The sequence below is a fragment of the Aeromonas eucrenophila genome, assembly GCF_000819865.1.
Taxonomy (GTDB): domain Bacteria; phylum Pseudomonadota; class Gammaproteobacteria; order Enterobacterales; family Aeromonadaceae; genus Aeromonas; species Aeromonas eucrenophila.
In genome coordinates this window covers 202,295-216,479 of sequence record NZ_CDDF01000005.1, presented here as the reverse complement: position 1 = coordinate 216,479, position 14,185 = coordinate 202,295, and the positions used below count along the sequence as shown (strand labels likewise).

Sequence of the window (14,185 nt, the reverse complement as noted above, 5' to 3'; positions counted from 1 at the left end):
CGTGGACAGGTTCTCAGATCAACTGGCGAGCCAGCATGAACCTGTGCTGGTGGCGCAGCAGCAGTTGCTGCGCGCCGAGCAGGCACCAGATCAGCGCCGGGATCAGGAACACGGGATGGGTGGCAAGCCGCAACATCAGCACGCCGAGCAGGATCAGGGCGAAGGGGCGACCCTCGTAAACCCATTGCGGCCAGTCCCGTTGATGGGGCTGACGCTGCTTGTCGAGGCGACGATAGGCGCCGCGTTTGAACCAGACCAGGGAGCCGGCCAGATAGAGGATGACCCCGGCCAGCAGCAGCGCGGGATGCCCGGCGAACCCCAGCAACAAAAGACCGCCACCCAGATAGACGAAGGGCAGCGGTTCATAGATGGCGGATGGCAACATGGTGGATGGCCTCAGATGTGAACTGGTCACATAGTAACCACGGCATCATCGTCAGCCATCCTCTTTTGCGTCCCCTCTCCCAGATGGGGGGAGAGTATCAGGCGGCCGGCTTGTCCCTCGTGTTCGGGGTTGCCTCCGACGCCGGGGGAACGCTTGCCACATCGCCGACCAGCGCCTCCTCCACCAGCCGATCCCGAACCCCCGTCATGCCCGCCTTCCTGGCCAGCAGGTGATAGATGGCGGGCACCATCAGCAGGGTCACCAGGGTCGCCAGGGACAGACCGAAGAACACCACAGTCCCCACGGCCATCCGGCTCTCGTAGCCGGCCCCCATGGAGATCATCAGCGGCACGGCGCCTATGATGGCGGTCAGGGAGGTCATCAGTATGGGGCGCAGGCGGCGCACCGAGGCGGCGATGATTGCCTCCTCGAACCCCTCCCCGCGCTGGCGCAGCTGGTTGATGAACTCCACTATCAGGATGCCGTTCTTGGTCACCATGCCGATCAGCATGATCATGCCGATCTGGCTGTAGATGCTGAGCTCCTGCCCCGTCAGCCACAAGCCCAGCAGGCCGCCGAAGATGCCGAGCGGTACCGTCACCATCACCACGGTCGGGGTCAGCAGGCTCTCGAACTGTGCCACCAGCACCAGATAGACCACCAGCAGGGCGAGGCCGAACACCAGCGCCATCTCCCCCTGATTGTCGCGATAGTCCTTGGAGTCGCCGGCGTAGTCCACCGTCATGCCGGCGGGCAGATGGGCACTGGCCCAGCCGTCGAGGAAGTCCAGCGCCTCCCCCAGGGTGTGGCCGGGGGCCACGTCCGCGGTGAGGGCAATGGCCTTCTGGCGCTGGTAGTGATTGAGTCGCTGCGGGCTCGCCACCTGCTTGACGGTGGCCAGGGTCGACAGGCTCACCATCTCGCCGCTGGCGGCCTTCAAGTAAATGCGGCTCACATCCGAGATACCGTTGAAGTCGCTCTGATTGGCGCGCAGGTAGACGTCATACTCCTCCCCCCTGTCCACATAGGTAGTCTGGCTGACGCCGCCGAGCAGCGCCTGCAAGGAGCTCGCCACAGTCGAGACGGGGATGCCGAGCTGGCTGGCCCTGTCTCTCTCTATGGTCACCTGCAGCTCGGGGGTCTTCTCGGCGTAGTCCAGATCCGGCGCCAGCATCAGGCCGCTCTGGCTCGCCGCCTGTTGCAGGGCCAACCCCTGCTGATAGATCTCGGCATAATCCGAGCCTTGCAGCACGAACTGCACGGCAGCGGTGGAGCCGCCCCTGAACCCCGGCTGGAAGGTGCGGATCATCACGTCCGGAATGCCGGCGAGACGACCGCTTAAACTACGGCCAAATTCGGTGGCGGTCTCGTCCCGGGCGGCCCAGTCGGTGAGCTGGATGATAGCCATCCCGGTCTGATCACCGCCGCGCCCGAAGGCCGGGGTGCTGAAGCTCATGGCCTGCACCACCCCCTGGCCGAGCAGCGGCATGATGGCGGCCTCCACCTGCTGCATGTTGCGCTTCATGCGCTCTATGCTGGTGCCCTCGGCCCCCTTCACGAACACATAGAGCACGCCCCGATCCTCGGTGGGCATCAGGCTAGCCGGCAGCTTGCCAAACAGGGCGCCGATGCCGCCGAGGCAGAGCAGCAACACCAGCGGCGTCCAGGCGCTGCGGCGCAGCACCCAGCCCAGCAGGTGCCGGTAGTGCTTTTCAACCCAGCCGAGGCCCTTGTCCAGATTGGCGGTCAGGGCATTGGGCTTGTCGACGGCGCGCATCAGCCAGGAGCCCATGGCCGGGGTCAGGGTCAGGGCCACCAGGGCGGAGAAGAGCACCGCCAAGGAGAGCAGGATCGCAAACTCGGTGAAGAGCCGGCCCACCATGCCCTCCATGAAGGCGATGGGTACGAATACCATCACCAGCACGGCGGTGGTCGCTATCACCGCGAAGCCCACCTCCCGGGTGCCGTGCCAGGCCGCCAGCAGCGGGGGTTCGCCGCGCTGCAGGTGGTGGTGGATGTTCTCCACCACCACGATGGCGTCATCCACCACCAGGCCGATGGCGAGGATCAACGCCAACAGGGTGATGAGGTTGATGGAGAAGCCGAGATACCAGGCGCCGATAAAGGCCGACACCAGGGACACCGGCACCGTGATGGCCGGGATGAGCGTGGTGCGCGCCTGCCCCAGGAACAGGTAGAGCACGGCCACCACCAACAGGGCGCAGATGGCGAGGGTCTCGTAGACCTCGTGGATCGCCTGCTTGATAAAGATGGTGGAGTCATAATCCACTTCCAGACTCGCACCTTCTGGCAGAAAACGCTGCATTTCGGCCATCTTCTGCTCGATCCCCTGGGCCACCGCCAGCGGGTTGGCGGTGGACTGGGCGACTATGCCTATCCCCAAACTCTCGCGGCCGTTGCGCTGGTAGGCGCTGTCTTCGTTCTTGGCCCCCACCTCAACATCGGCGATGTCCGCCAGATAGATGCTCTGACCGTTGGCGGCGGTCGTCACCGGCAGGGAGCGGAAGTCCTCGGCGCTGCGATAGAGACGGGCGATCTGCACCGCCATGGTCATGCTGTTGTTGCGGATCTCCCCCCCCGGCAGCTCGATGTTCTCCCGCTTGAGGGCCTCCTGCACGTCCGATACCGTAATGCCGCGGGCCGCCATGTCGGCGGGGCGCAGCCGCACATACATCACCCGGGTCAGATCGCCGGACAGGGACACCTCGCTCACCCCGTCCACCAGGCTCAGGGGATCGACCAGGATCCGGTTCGCATAGTCGGTCAGGGCCGTGCGGTCCATCTGGGTGCTGCTGAAGTTCAGCCAGATCGCCACATCGCCGCTGCCGTTGTCCTTGGTGACCATGGGCTCATCCACCTCGTCCGGCAGCTTGGGCCGGGCGCGGGAGATGGCGTCGCGCACGTCCGAGGTGCCCTCCACCATGTTCCAGCCGAGTTTGAACTCCACCGTGATGGAGGAGCGCCCCTTGCGGGTCACCGAGTTGATGTTCTTGATGCCGCTGATGCCGGAGAGCTGATCCTCGATGGGCTTGGTGACCTGGCTCTCCATGACCTCGGGGGCGGCCCCGTCATAGGTGGTGGTGATGGAGACGGACGGGGTCTGCACGTCCGGCATCTCCCGCACCGTCAACTTGCTGAAGGCCACCAGACCGAACACGGTCAGCAGGGCGCTGATCACCACCGCCACCAGCGGGCGGCGTACTGACATATCGGAGAGCCACATCAGCCTTTCACCTCAGCCAGATCGTGCACCAGGGCACCGTCACGCAGGTTGACCAGCCCCTCGACCGCGATGCGATCGCCGACGCTCAGCCCCTTGAGTACCCAGACCTCTTCCCCATGGGTATCGCCGAGCTCCACCGGGATGCGTTTCACCCGGCCGTCCGGCTCCAGGCGATAGACGAAGCGCTGCTCACCGGCGTATTCCACCGACTGGGCGGGGATCAGGGTCATCTTCTGGGCCGGCAAGGAGAGATCCACGTTCATCAGCATGCCGGGCCGCAGCTGGCCGCTGGGATTGGGGATGATGACCCGGGCCTTGATGTTCTGGGTCTCGTTGGAGATCCGGCTGTCCAGCGTCTCCAGCACCCCGGAGAAGGATTGATCCGGCCAGGCCGAGCTGGTCGCCGTCACCGCCATGCCGGGTTTGAGCAGGGAGAGGTAGCGCTCGGGCACCGCCAGATCGAGCCGCAGCTTGGCCAGCTCGTCCAGATGCAGCAGCACGTCGCCGCTGTTGACCAGGGCGCCTTCGCTGAGATCGATGAGGCTGACGGTGCCGTCGAAAGGCGCCTGCAGGGTGCGCAGGGAGAGCTCGTAGCGGGCCGCATCGGCGCGAGCCTGGGCCTGGGCCACCGTGGCCTCCTGCCCTTCCAGCTCGGAGTTGGTGATGGCGCCGCGCGCCACCAGTTTGCGCATGTCCCGCAGCTTGCGGTTCTCGTCACGCACGCTGGCGCTCTGTTCGGCGAGCTCCGCCTGCTGCTTGCCCGCGTCCAGGGCAATCAGGGTCTGGCCTGCTTTGACCTGCTGACCGGAGCGCACCGCGATGTTGACGATGCGGCCCGTCACCTCGGGGCTCACCACCACGGAGCGATTGGCCGCCAGCTTGCTGACCAGCTTGATCGAGGGCTCGGCCAGGCTCTGCCTGACCGTTTCGGCCCTGATATTCACTTGTTTTGGCTGGGGTTTGTCGGCCGGTTCGGCCTGCCGGAGAGTCCAGGCTCCCGCCGCCAGCAGCAGGAGAACGGGAAGGAGCCACAGCCATATGCGCATTTTCATCAAACAATCCATGCAATAGAGAGAAAAGAGGGAGACTTCATCAATGATGACACCATGTTACCCCCTGACTATGCCGCGACTATGTATAAATGTGACAAATCGTAACAGCGGGGACGAGGGAGCCGCAAAAAGCAGATCCCGCTGAGACGATGCCCGTTTTCTGCCTTACACTGATGAGCCGCAAATCAGTAACAACCTCGGAACCCTATGCCCCGACTGTTCCATGCCTTCGCCAAGTACCGTCTGCAGTGGCTGCTGCTGGGTCTGAGCATCTTTCTGTTATTCCTCGCCCTGCAGCACTCCTTTCGCCAGATCACCGAGTTGAACAAGCGTGACACCATAGGCACGGCAGCGGAGCTGAGATCCCAGTATCAGCAGATAGATACCTTGCTCGAGGCCATGCGTGGCCAGGCCGAGGAGCGGCTGCGCAGCAACCCCCAGACGGCCCTGACCCACCAGCTCTACCGCGCCCTGCGGGTCGATCCGGTGCTGGGCATGGCTCTGGACAGGGTGCCCGTCGACCTGCCTCCCGGCCTGGTCGGCAACCTGACCGGCCAGGGGCCGCTGCCGGCGCCGGGCAGCGAGCGGGAAAGCACCATCCACCTGGCGCTCAGCCTCTCTCCCCTGCTCTCGACCGCCGCCCAGCTGCTCTCCAAGGACGTGGCCTGGCTCTATTTCACCGGGGTGGATCACTTCATCTACCTCTATCCCTGGGTGCCTTCCCGCCAGTTTCGTTTCGACGCCACTATTTACCAGAAGTCCTACTGGCTGGATGCCCTGGCCCAGCCCCCCCACAGCCGGCACGCCGCCCTGTCGCGTCCCTATCAGGATTTCGCCGGACAGGGCCAGATGATCACCCTGTCCCAACCCATCTTCCACGCCCGAAAAGTGGTGGGGGTGCTCAGCATCGATATCTTGCTCAGCCATCTCGAGCAAGCCCTGCATAAACCCGCCCCCCAGACGGGCACTCTGTTTTTGGCCAATGCACACCAGCAGATCCTGGCGCGCAGCCAGCCCGGTACGGCACCGCCCCTGCTCCTTGGCGAGCAGCAGGATGAATATCACTGGCAGCAAGGCGCCTTCCAGCTGGTCCATGCCATCCCCGGCACCCCGTTGACCCTGATCCACCGCATTCCGCTGATCTCCCTGCTGGAGGCGCTGTTCTGGCAGTCGGTGACCGCCCTGCTCACCCTGTTTTGTCTGGCCGTGGCGATCATCTCCAGCCTGCGATCCCGCCGGCTCAATCGCCGGTTGAACTATCTGTCCCAACACGATGCGCTCACCGGCGCCTTCAATCGCCACCATTTCGATGCGTTCGAACACCGGCATGCCAGGGCGGGTTCCCACCACATCGGCGCCATCATGTTCGACTGCGATCACTTCAAGCGAGTCAACGATACCTTCGGTCACGGGGTCGGTGATCAGGTGCTGATCCAGCTGGTGCGGCTCTGCCAGCCGTTGCAGGTGCGGGGCAATACCCTGATCCGCTGGGGAGGAGAGGAGTTCCTGCTGCTGGTGGTCGGCAAGACCACCCCCCTCGACCAGCTGGCCGAGCAGCTGCGGGTGAGCATAGAGCAGCACGCCTGGTCCGACATCGCGGCCGATCTGCGGGTCACCGTCAGCCTGGGTTATTGCCGCCAGCATCCGGGCATCCGGTTGCAAGAGGCCATTCGCCGGGCAGATGCCGCCCTCTATAAGGCCAAGGCCAACGGCCGCAATCGCAGCGAAGGCTGGCAAGATGACGCGGAGGGGAACCAGGAGTAAGCTGGAACCCTCATTCACATCAGGAGACGCACAGTGGCACGAAAACCCCGCCTGGGACTGGCTCTGGGCAGCGGTGCTGCCCGAGGCTGGGCGCACATAGGCATCATACGGGCACTGGAACAACTCGGTGTCAAACCGGATCTGGTGGCCGGTTGCTCCATCGGCAGCTTCGTGGGCGCGGCCTATGCGGCCGGTGAACTGGACAAGCTGGAATCCTGGGTGCGAGGCTTCAGCCGCTTGCAGGTGATGGGATTGCTCGATCCCGCACTCTCCGGCGGCCTGTTTCGGGGCGACAAGGTATTTGGCATCGCCGCCAGTCACCTCGGCGATCCCCCCATCGAGAGCCTGCCGCTGCCCTTCGCCTGCGTCGCCACCGAGCTCAACACCGGGCGCGAGATCTGGTTGCAAGAGGGGCCGCTGCGCCAGTGTGTGCGCGCCTCCTGCGGCATGCCCGGCATCCTGACCCCCACCCGCATCGACGAGCAGTGGCTGGTGGACGGGGCCGTGGTCAACCCGGTGCCCATCTCTCTGGCCCGTGCCATGGGGGCCGAGGTGGTGATCGCCGTCAACCTCAACGCCGACATGCACCAGCCTTGGGCCGATGACTCGGACGAGCCGGCCCAGGGCGGCCTGCTCAGCCAGTGGCTGAACCGGGGCGAGCGCGAGCCCAGCACCCCCGGCATGTGGAGCGTGATGACCGGCTCCATCAATATCATGCAGGAGCGGATCACCCGCGCCCGGATGGCCGGGGATCCCCCCGAAATCCAGTTCTGCCCCCGTCTTGGCAGCTTCTCCATCATGGATTTCCACCGGGCGGCGGACGCCATCGACGAGGGCCAGGCGTGCGTCGAGCGCAACATGGAGCAACTCAAGGAAGAGCTGTCCCGGCTCCGGCTGATCTGACGTCATGCTGTAAACAAAAAGAGCGCCATCAGGCGCTCTTTTTTATTCGGAGTGCGAACTGTCAGAACAGCCCCAGCCCCTTGAGCATCACCACCAGGATCAGCAGCGGCGACACGTAGCGGATGATGAAGAACAGCGGCTTGAGGATCCTGAGTTCCAGCTTGCCGCCATTGGTCAAGGCCGATTCCATGCGCTCATAGCCCCAGACCCAGCCGACAAACAGGCACAGCAGAATGCCGCCCAGCGGCATCAGCACGTTGGAGGAGACGAAGTCGAACAGATCGAAGAAGGTCTTGCCGGCGATCTGCACGTCCGCCAGCGTGCTGTTGGAGAGCGCACAGGTCGAGCCGACCGCGCCCAGCACCAGCAGGTTGATGAGGGTCGCCTTGGCGCGGCTCATGTGGAAGCGCTCGGAGAGTACCGAGACCGGCACTTCCAGGATGGAGAGCATGGCCCCGGTCGCTGCGATGGCGGAGAGCACGAAGAACAGCACCATGAACAGGTGGCCGAACGGGATGCTGGCAAACACCGCCGGTATGGTGATGAACAGCAGGGAGGGACCGGCCGATGGCTCGAAACCGAAGGCAAACACCGCCGGGAAGATGGCTATCCCCGCCAGCATGGAGACGAACAGGTCGGCGCACATGACCCGGAAGGTGGTCAGCGGAATGTTCTGATCATCCCGGAAGTAGCTGCCATAGGTCATCATGCAGCCCATGCCGATGGAGAGCTTGAAGAACGCCAGCCCCATGGCCGTCAGCACCACGCCGGCGGTGATCTTGGAGAAATCCGGCGAGAACAGGAAGTTCAGCCCCTCGCTCGCCCCGGGCAGGGTCAGGCTGCGCAGGCCTATCACCAGCAGCAGGATGAAGAGCACCGGCATCAGCTTCTTGGTGACCGCCTCTATCCCCTTGGCAACCCCCAACAGCAGAATGCCCCCCATCAGCGCCAGCACCAGCCATTGCCAGAGCAGACTCTGCAACGGGTTGGTGATCAGGGCATTGAAGGCCGCACCAGTCACTGCGGGATCGGTCGACAGGATCTCGCCGCTGATCGCCTTGAAGATGTAGGCGAACACCCAGGCCGCCACCTCGGAATAGAAGGACATGATGAGGAAAGCCGCCGCCACCCCCATGACCGCGATCAGCCACCAGGGCTGCCGCTTGGGCGCCAGCTTGATGAGGCCGGTCACAACGTCAGACTTGGCCTGACGGCCCAGCATGATCTCCGAAATCATCACCGGCAGCCCGACCAGCAGGGTGGCGATGACATAGACCAGCAGGAAGCCGGCGCCACCGTTCTCCCCGGTCAGATAGGGAAATTTCCAGATGTTGCCAAGGCCGACGGCCGAGCCCAGAGTAGCGGCGAGGACGCCGAAGGTACTGGTAAAGCCGTCTCTGACTTTCGGAGTGGTGTGACTCATGCTTGTCTCGCTGTACACAATCCGGGGAGGCCCCCCGATCAAAGGGTCGGAATTTTGTGGGGATTACGCCAGTTTGCCAAGGGCTTTAGGTTGAAATCTCAGCGCAGAGCACATTTCATTGAATTCAATTCAGCTGGGGTAAAGATTGGTGAATAAAAAATGCCGCCTCGAGGGCGGCACTTTTATCTGGGCTCAACGAACTTAAGCCTTGGCAATATCGTCCGGACCGATCTGACCGATTTCGGCGACTTTCTTGTCGGCCAGCAGCCAGAGGGTGAACTTGTGCAGTTCCGGGTGGTGAGCCAGGGCAACCAGGAAGGCGCCTCCGACTTCACGATAACCCAGCTCATAATTTTTCAGGGTAGTCGGGGGGACGCCCAACAGATCGGCAAATTTAGGACGGCTCAGGCCAACCGCTTCGCGGATCTGACGGATCTTCTTGCCAACAGTTACGATATTTGAATTCATGTGTTCCATACTCCGTTCGGCGGATTGACTCCACCTTTATTTTTCGCGACGACTCGTAGTCAAGTGTATCAGTTTTGAACGGACTCGTTATGGTCGAGCCTCTATCTTTAATCAGCGTCTTTCGACGACAACCCTTACAAACATCGGGGATGGTAATCGCAGAGTCGCCTCAGGTAAACAGTCTCGAAAAGAAACCTTTATTGTTGCCACGGACATAACTCGTATAATTCGTCGGTTATCCCTTAAAGAGTAATCAGCATGGCATTTCCCGGCATCATCTCCCGTCTCCACCCGGATTCAGATCCTAATACGCTCCTCCGTCAACTCGCTCAGGGCCAACAAACCCGGGCCGAGGCATTCTGGCTGCCCGCGGCCATGCAAGACGAGGCCGCGCCAGTGCTGGCAGCCCTGTCAGACAAGTGCAGCCTCTATCTCGAACGCCCCGTCACACTGCCGCTGCGCGGTCACGACGGAGTCTTGCAGGAGGACGGCACCCTGTTGCTTGGCAATGGTAATCATATGAAGCTTGCGGTGACGAAAGGGGATGGGGGGCTGGTGCCCGAACAGGGCCTGTGCGAGATGGCACAGTGGCTGGAGGCGGGACATCAACATTTCATTTGTTCAGCCGCCGTTCAGCCAGTGGCACGGGCCATCCTCAATATCTGGCCACTCGACCCCTATCTCGCCCGTCATTTTTTACTCAGCTTCACACCCTTGCTGTGCGAAGCAACTGAGGCAGATTACCTCGCGGTGTTCTCGGCAAGGGTGCCCGGCTCCACGCCGCAGCATGCCTGGGTTGAGGCCTATATGAAGCTTGAAAAAAAGCTGCATCGTGCTTACTTGGATCACTAATAGATCCGGATAAACAGCGAGTTAATCACACGACACAATCTGCCATAGGGATTATCTGTGAGCTTGATCATGTTTTGAAATGAGCATAGAGTGCGCCACGTCATCGGAATGACATCGGCTGTTCGTGGAGGGGTGAACGCATTGTGACAATGCAACCCGTTCGCTTGTGCGCCCACATCGGGTGCCTCCTGGAGGGATCCAGGATCCCTGCCCGACGCAACGATCGTTGTTCGGCAGAGCCTGCAGCTTACATAAATTAAAAACTGCGAAGCACGTGAACAACGTGCCATCTCAACGAGGATTTTTTTATGATGAAAATGGCTCCTTCCCTGATCGCCATCGCTATGGCTGCTCTGGGTACCACTACTGCTCAAGCCGCTGATGATTTCTACTTCGGTGCCGGTATCGGTGCTACTCACTTCAACGGTCTGAACAAGGTCGAAGGCGTGAACACCGGCGAAGAAGACGCGACTGCGACCAACGTCTTCGCTGGTTACAACTTCAACGAGTACTTCGGTTCCGAGCTGGGCTACCAGTACACCGGCCGTGGTAACACCGACGGCAACCGTTACGAGAGCCAGGGTGCCACCCTGTCCGGTATCGGTCGTCTGCCGCTGGGCAACGATTTCTCCCTGTTCGGTGAAGCTGGTGCCTACTGGGGTCACACCGATGGTATGGGCACCAGCGATACCAAGGTATCCCCGCTGGCTGGCGTGGGCGTGACCTACAAGGTTAACGACGCTCTGGATCTGCAAGCTCGCTACCGTTACATGTGGGACGTGGCTGACCTGCACGCCGACAACGGTGCCAACTACAAGTCCAACCAAAGCATCGCCACCGTGGAAGCCGTATGGCACCCGTTCCGTTCTTCCTACGTAGCTCCGGCTCCGGCTCCGGTTGTTGAAGAAGCTCCGGCTCCTGCTCCGCAAGTCGTTGAGAAGAACTTCGCCCTGAACTCCGACGTGCTGTTTGCCTTTGGCAAAGACAGCCTGAAGCCGGAAGGTACCGCTGCCCTGAACGCTCTGTACCAACAGATCGTTGAGTTCCAGCCGAAAGACGGCAACGCCGTTGTTGTTGGTTACACCGACCGTATCGGTTCCGACGCTTACAACCAGAAGCTGTCCGAAGCCCGTGCCCGCACCGTTGCCAACTTCCTGGTTAGCAAGGGTATGGCTGCCAGCAAGGTTGCCATCGAAGGTCGTGGCGAAGCCAACCCTGTCACCGGCACCAAGTGCAACGGCGTCAAGGCCAAGAACGAGCTGATCTCCTGCCTGTCCCCGGACCGTCGCGTAGAAGTTCGCATCTCCGGCGTTCAAGAAGTTCAGCAATAATCTGACTCGGTTCAGATAATGCGAAAAGGGGGATGCCACGGCATCCCCCTTTTGCTGTCTGCTCTTTGCAATTAGCTGGCCCCGCTGGCGTCACCTTCTGTCTCAGCGCCTCCTTTTCTTCTTCCCGCCCCCGGCTCTCCCCCCCAGGCCACAGGCCCGTCGCTGCTTATCTGTGCAGAAACTTGATCAAGCCGAGTCAAAAGAATACAGTAGCCCCGCTTGTAAGACATTGGATGAACTATTAAAAGTGCTTAATTGCCCGGTTAGTTGTCCATGAAGCAATGGCTTCATGAGAATCCAGGTTACCATCCATTTTTTATTCAGGCCGCCCGTGACCCGCTCACGGAATCGCAACATGAAATGTCATCTGCGATCGGTATAACAAGAGAGTGCAGTACGCCCTAGCACGGCAACTCAACGAGGATAAAATGATGAAAATGAAAATGGCACCAACCCTGATTGCTCTGGCTATTGCAGCCATGGGAACTTCCACCGCCCAGGCGGCCGACGACTGGTACACAGGTATGGGTGCCGGTTGGGCATATGGCCATGACCTGGACTCCTTCGGTCTGGATGCCGACAAGGATGCCACCGCGCTGTCCCTGTTCGGTGGTTACAACTTCACCGAAAACTTCGCCGCCGAGCTGGGCTACCTCTACGCCGGCAAGGCTGGCGTCGACGGGGTCGACTTCAAGACCCAGGGTGCGACCCTGTCCGGTATCGCCCGCCTGCCGCTGAATGACATCTTCTCGGTGTTTGCCGAAGGTGGCGCCTACTTCAACCACGTCAACGGCAACGGCGACAGCGACAACGGCACCTCGCCGCTGGCCGGTCTGGGTTTGACCGCCAAGCTCACCGATCTGCTCGATGTGCAGGCCCGTTATCGCTATATGTGGGATCTGGGTGACGAGCAGAAGACCTGGCAAACCGACATGAGCGTCGCGACCCTGGAACTGGTGATGCACCCGAACCGCAAGGCCTATGTCGCACCGGTCGTCGCCCCCGTGGTGGCCGCGCCCGAGCCCGTCGTGGTCGACAAGAACTTCTCCCTGAGCTCGGACGTGCTGTTTGCCTTCGGCAAATCCACCCTGAAGCCGGAAGGGACCGCCGCCCTCAACACCCTGTATCAGCAGATTGTTGACGTTCAGCCCAAAGACGGCAGCGCCGTGGTGGTGGGTTACACCGACCGCATCGGCTCCGATGCCTACAACCTGAAGCTGTCCGAAGCCCGTGCCCGCACCGTGGCCGACTTCCTGGTCGGCAAGGGCCTGCCGGCTGGCAAGGTCGCCATCGAGGGTCGCGGCGAAGCCAACCCTGTCACCGGCACCCAGTGTGACGGCGTCAAGGGCAAGACTCAGCTGATCTCCTGCCTGGCCCCGGATCGCCGCGTCGAAGTCCGCGTCACCGGTGTGCAGGAAGTCCAGCAATAAGCTGATCGATTCGCATCCAACAAAAGGGGCCAGTCGGCCCCTTTTTTTATCACCCTTTTTCCCTGTCACCCGCGCAGGTCAGGCGGCTATCTTTGCCTGCTTCCTCACAAATTCCCTATATGCCCTCGTCACTTAAGTGGTTAAACCTCTTATATCGCCTATACATAATGGTGGCTATACATAGCAAAGGGCTGGGAGCCCTATAACACCCAACATCGACGAGGAAACGCGATGAACATAAGACTGAAACCGGTATGGATTGCATTGGCATTGGCGACCACAGCGGCGCAGGCGGCCCCCGTTCACGACTGGTATGTGGGGGCTGGGGCGGGCTGGGCATGGGCCCATGACCTCGATGACTTCAGCAAGGACATCAGCAACGACGACACCGCCTACAACGCCTTCGCCGGCTACAACTTCACCGAAAACCTGGGCGCCGAGCTGGGTTATCTGTCGGGTGGTAGCTGGGATATCAACGGGAACAAATTCAGCAATCAGGGGGCGACCCTGTCGGTCCTGGGTCGGCTGCCCCTGAACGACATCTTCTCGGTGTTCGCCGAGGGCGGTGGCTACATCTACCACGTCAAGTCCATCAACGGCAGCGAGGACAACCTGGCGCCGCTGGCGGGGCTCGGCATGACCGCCAGACTGAGCGACTGGATCGACATCCAGGCTCGCTATCGTTACATGGTGCGGGTGGGGGATGACTCTGACAACGGCTTCGCCAATAGCGTCAACGGGCGCTGGGTCAGCGACATCAGCACCGCCACCCTGGAGCTGGTCTTGCACCCCAACCGCACCGTCGCCGCCTTGCCGGTAGCGGCCCCTCTGGTGATGGCAGCGCCAGCACCCGAGCCGGTGGATCAGACCTTCAACCTGAGTTCGGACGTGCTGTTTGCCTTCGGCAAGGCGGAGCTCAAGCCGGAAGGCATGACAGCGCTGGAGGATCTGTACCAGCAGATCGCCGACGTCAAACCCAAGGATGGCAACGCAGTGGTGATGGGTTACACCGACCGCATCGGTTCGGATACCAACAACCAGGCGCTGTCCGAGGCCCGTGCCAGAACCGTGGCCGACTTCCTGATCGGCAAGGGGCTGCCCGCCGACAAGGTCAGCATCGAGGGGCATGGCGAGAGCAACCCGGTGACCGGCAACCAGTGTGATGCCGTCAAGGCAAGGGCTGCCCTCATCGACTGTCTGGCCCCGGATCGCCGGGTCGAGGTGCGTGTCACAGGGGTACAGTCCGCCCCCGCTGCAGAACCCGCAGCCACAGAGCCGGCGGCCGAGCAACCGGCCCAATAAGCCGCGCTCCTCTAATCAACCGCAGCCGTGC

At 61.8% G+C, this 14,185-nt stretch carries 11 protein-coding genes; 6 read left to right on the top strand and 5 right to left on the bottom strand.

Features of this window, described 5'->3' with window-relative positions; genetic code table 11:
* Positions 1-13: 13 nt before the first annotated feature.
* From BN1124_RS05060 to BN1124_RS05050, 3 genes are all read right to left on the bottom strand, one after another.
* Positions 14-385, bottom strand: coding sequence for a hypothetical protein (locus BN1124_RS05060; RefSeq protein ID WP_042639765.1), 372 nt, complete (start codon positions 383-385; stop codon positions 14-16).
* 97 nt (positions 386-482) lie between these two features.
* On the bottom strand, positions 483-3,629 hold the full coding sequence (locus BN1124_RS05055) for an efflux RND transporter permease subunit (protein WP_042639763.1): 3,147 nt from the start codon (positions 3,627-3,629) through the stop codon (positions 483-485).
* A complete protein-coding gene (locus BN1124_RS05050; RefSeq protein WP_042639760.1) occupies positions 3,629-4,681 on the bottom strand; it encodes an efflux RND transporter periplasmic adaptor subunit in 1,053 nt (350 codons plus the stop codon). Before BN1124_RS05050 ends, BN1124_RS05055 begins: the two co-directional genes overlap by 1 nt.
* Before the next feature lie 207 nt (positions 4,682-4,888).
* Between BN1124_RS05050 and BN1124_RS05045 the strand changes: the two genes are divergently transcribed.
* Positions 4,889-6,445, top strand: coding sequence for a sensor domain-containing diguanylate cyclase (locus BN1124_RS05045; RefSeq protein ID WP_042639758.1), 1,557 nt, complete (start codon positions 4,889-4,891; stop codon positions 6,443-6,445).
* Between the two features lie 33 nt (positions 6,446-6,478).
* The gene (gene rssA / locus BN1124_RS05040) at positions 6,479-7,348 is read left to right on the top strand and encodes a patatin-like phospholipase RssA (RefSeq protein ID WP_042639756.1); all 870 of its coding nucleotides are present in this window, start codon (positions 6,479-6,481) and stop codon (positions 7,346-7,348) included.
* Positions 7,349-7,409: 61 nt separating this feature from the next.
* Here the strand turns inward: rssA and BN1124_RS05035 are convergent, their stop codons facing one another.
* The gene (locus tag BN1124_RS05035) at positions 7,410-8,771 is read right to left on the bottom strand and encodes a sodium-dependent transporter (protein WP_042639754.1); all 1,362 of its coding nucleotides are present in this window, start codon (positions 8,769-8,771) and stop codon (positions 7,410-7,412) included.
* A gap of 201 nt (positions 8,772-8,972) precedes the next feature.
* Positions 8,973-9,239: a helix-turn-helix domain-containing protein gene (locus tag BN1124_RS05030; protein ID WP_005298604.1), complete on the bottom strand. Its 267-nt coding sequence runs from the start codon at positions 9,237-9,239 to the stop codon at positions 8,973-8,975.
* A gap of 258 nt (positions 9,240-9,497) precedes the next feature.
* On the opposite strand from BN1124_RS05030, the gene BN1124_RS05025 reads away from it, so the two are divergent.
* The 4 genes from BN1124_RS05025 to BN1124_RS05010 all read left to right on the top strand — a co-directional run bounded on the left by BN1124_RS05025 (position 9,498) and on the right by BN1124_RS05010 (position 14,154).
* Positions 9,498-10,091, top strand: coding sequence for a hypothetical protein (locus tag BN1124_RS05025; protein WP_042639749.1), 594 nt, complete (start codon positions 9,498-9,500; stop codon positions 10,089-10,091).
* 308 nt (positions 10,092-10,399) lie between these two features.
* On the top strand, positions 10,400-11,422 hold the full coding sequence (ompA, locus tag BN1124_RS05020) for a porin OmpA (RefSeq protein WP_042639747.1): 1,023 nt from the start codon (positions 10,400-10,402) through the stop codon (positions 11,420-11,422).
* Positions 11,423-11,853: 431 nt separating this feature from the next.
* Positions 11,854-12,852, top strand: coding sequence for a porin OmpA (gene ompA, locus BN1124_RS05015; protein WP_042639745.1), 999 nt, complete (start codon positions 11,854-11,856; stop codon positions 12,850-12,852).
* Positions 12,853-13,083: 231 nt separating this feature from the next.
* The gene (locus BN1124_RS05010) at positions 13,084-14,154 is read left to right on the top strand and encodes an OmpA family protein (protein WP_042639743.1); all 1,071 of its coding nucleotides are present in this window, start codon (positions 13,084-13,086) and stop codon (positions 14,152-14,154) included.
* The last annotated feature ends 31 nt before the right edge of the window (positions 14,155-14,185 follow it).

Excerpts from the sequence above, each read along its gene's own strand:
- BN1124_RS05060 (WP_042639765.1), bottom strand. The coding sequence starts at position 385 with ATGTTGCCATCCGCCATCTATGAACCGCTGCCCTTCGTCTATCTGGGT.
- BN1124_RS05055 (WP_042639763.1), bottom strand. The coding sequence starts at position 3,629 with ATGTGGCTCTCCGATATGTCAGTACGCCGCCCGCTGGTGGCGGTGGTG.
- BN1124_RS05050 (WP_042639760.1), bottom strand. The coding sequence starts at position 4,681 with ATGAAAATGCGCATATGGCTGTGGCTCCTTCCCGTTCTCCTGCTGCTG.
- BN1124_RS05045 (WP_042639758.1), top strand. The coding sequence starts at position 4,889 with ATGCCCCGACTGTTCCATGCCTTCGCCAAGTACCGTCTGCAGTGGCTG.
- BN1124_RS05035 (WP_042639754.1), bottom strand. The coding sequence starts at position 8,771 with ATGAGTCACACCACTCCGAAAGTCAGAGACGGCTTTACCAGTACCTTC.
- BN1124_RS05030 (WP_005298604.1), bottom strand. The coding sequence starts at position 9,239 with ATGAATTCAAATATCGTAACTGTTGGCAAGAAGATCCGTCAGATCCGC.
- BN1124_RS05025 (WP_042639749.1), top strand. The coding sequence starts at position 9,498 with ATGGCATTTCCCGGCATCATCTCCCGTCTCCACCCGGATTCAGATCCT.
- ompA (WP_042639747.1), top strand. The coding sequence starts at position 10,400 with ATGATGAAAATGGCTCCTTCCCTGATCGCCATCGCTATGGCTGCTCTG.
- ompA (WP_042639745.1), top strand. The coding sequence starts at position 11,854 with ATGAAAATGAAAATGGCACCAACCCTGATTGCTCTGGCTATTGCAGCC.
- BN1124_RS05010 (WP_042639743.1), top strand. The coding sequence starts at position 13,084 with ATGAACATAAGACTGAAACCGGTATGGATTGCATTGGCATTGGCGACC.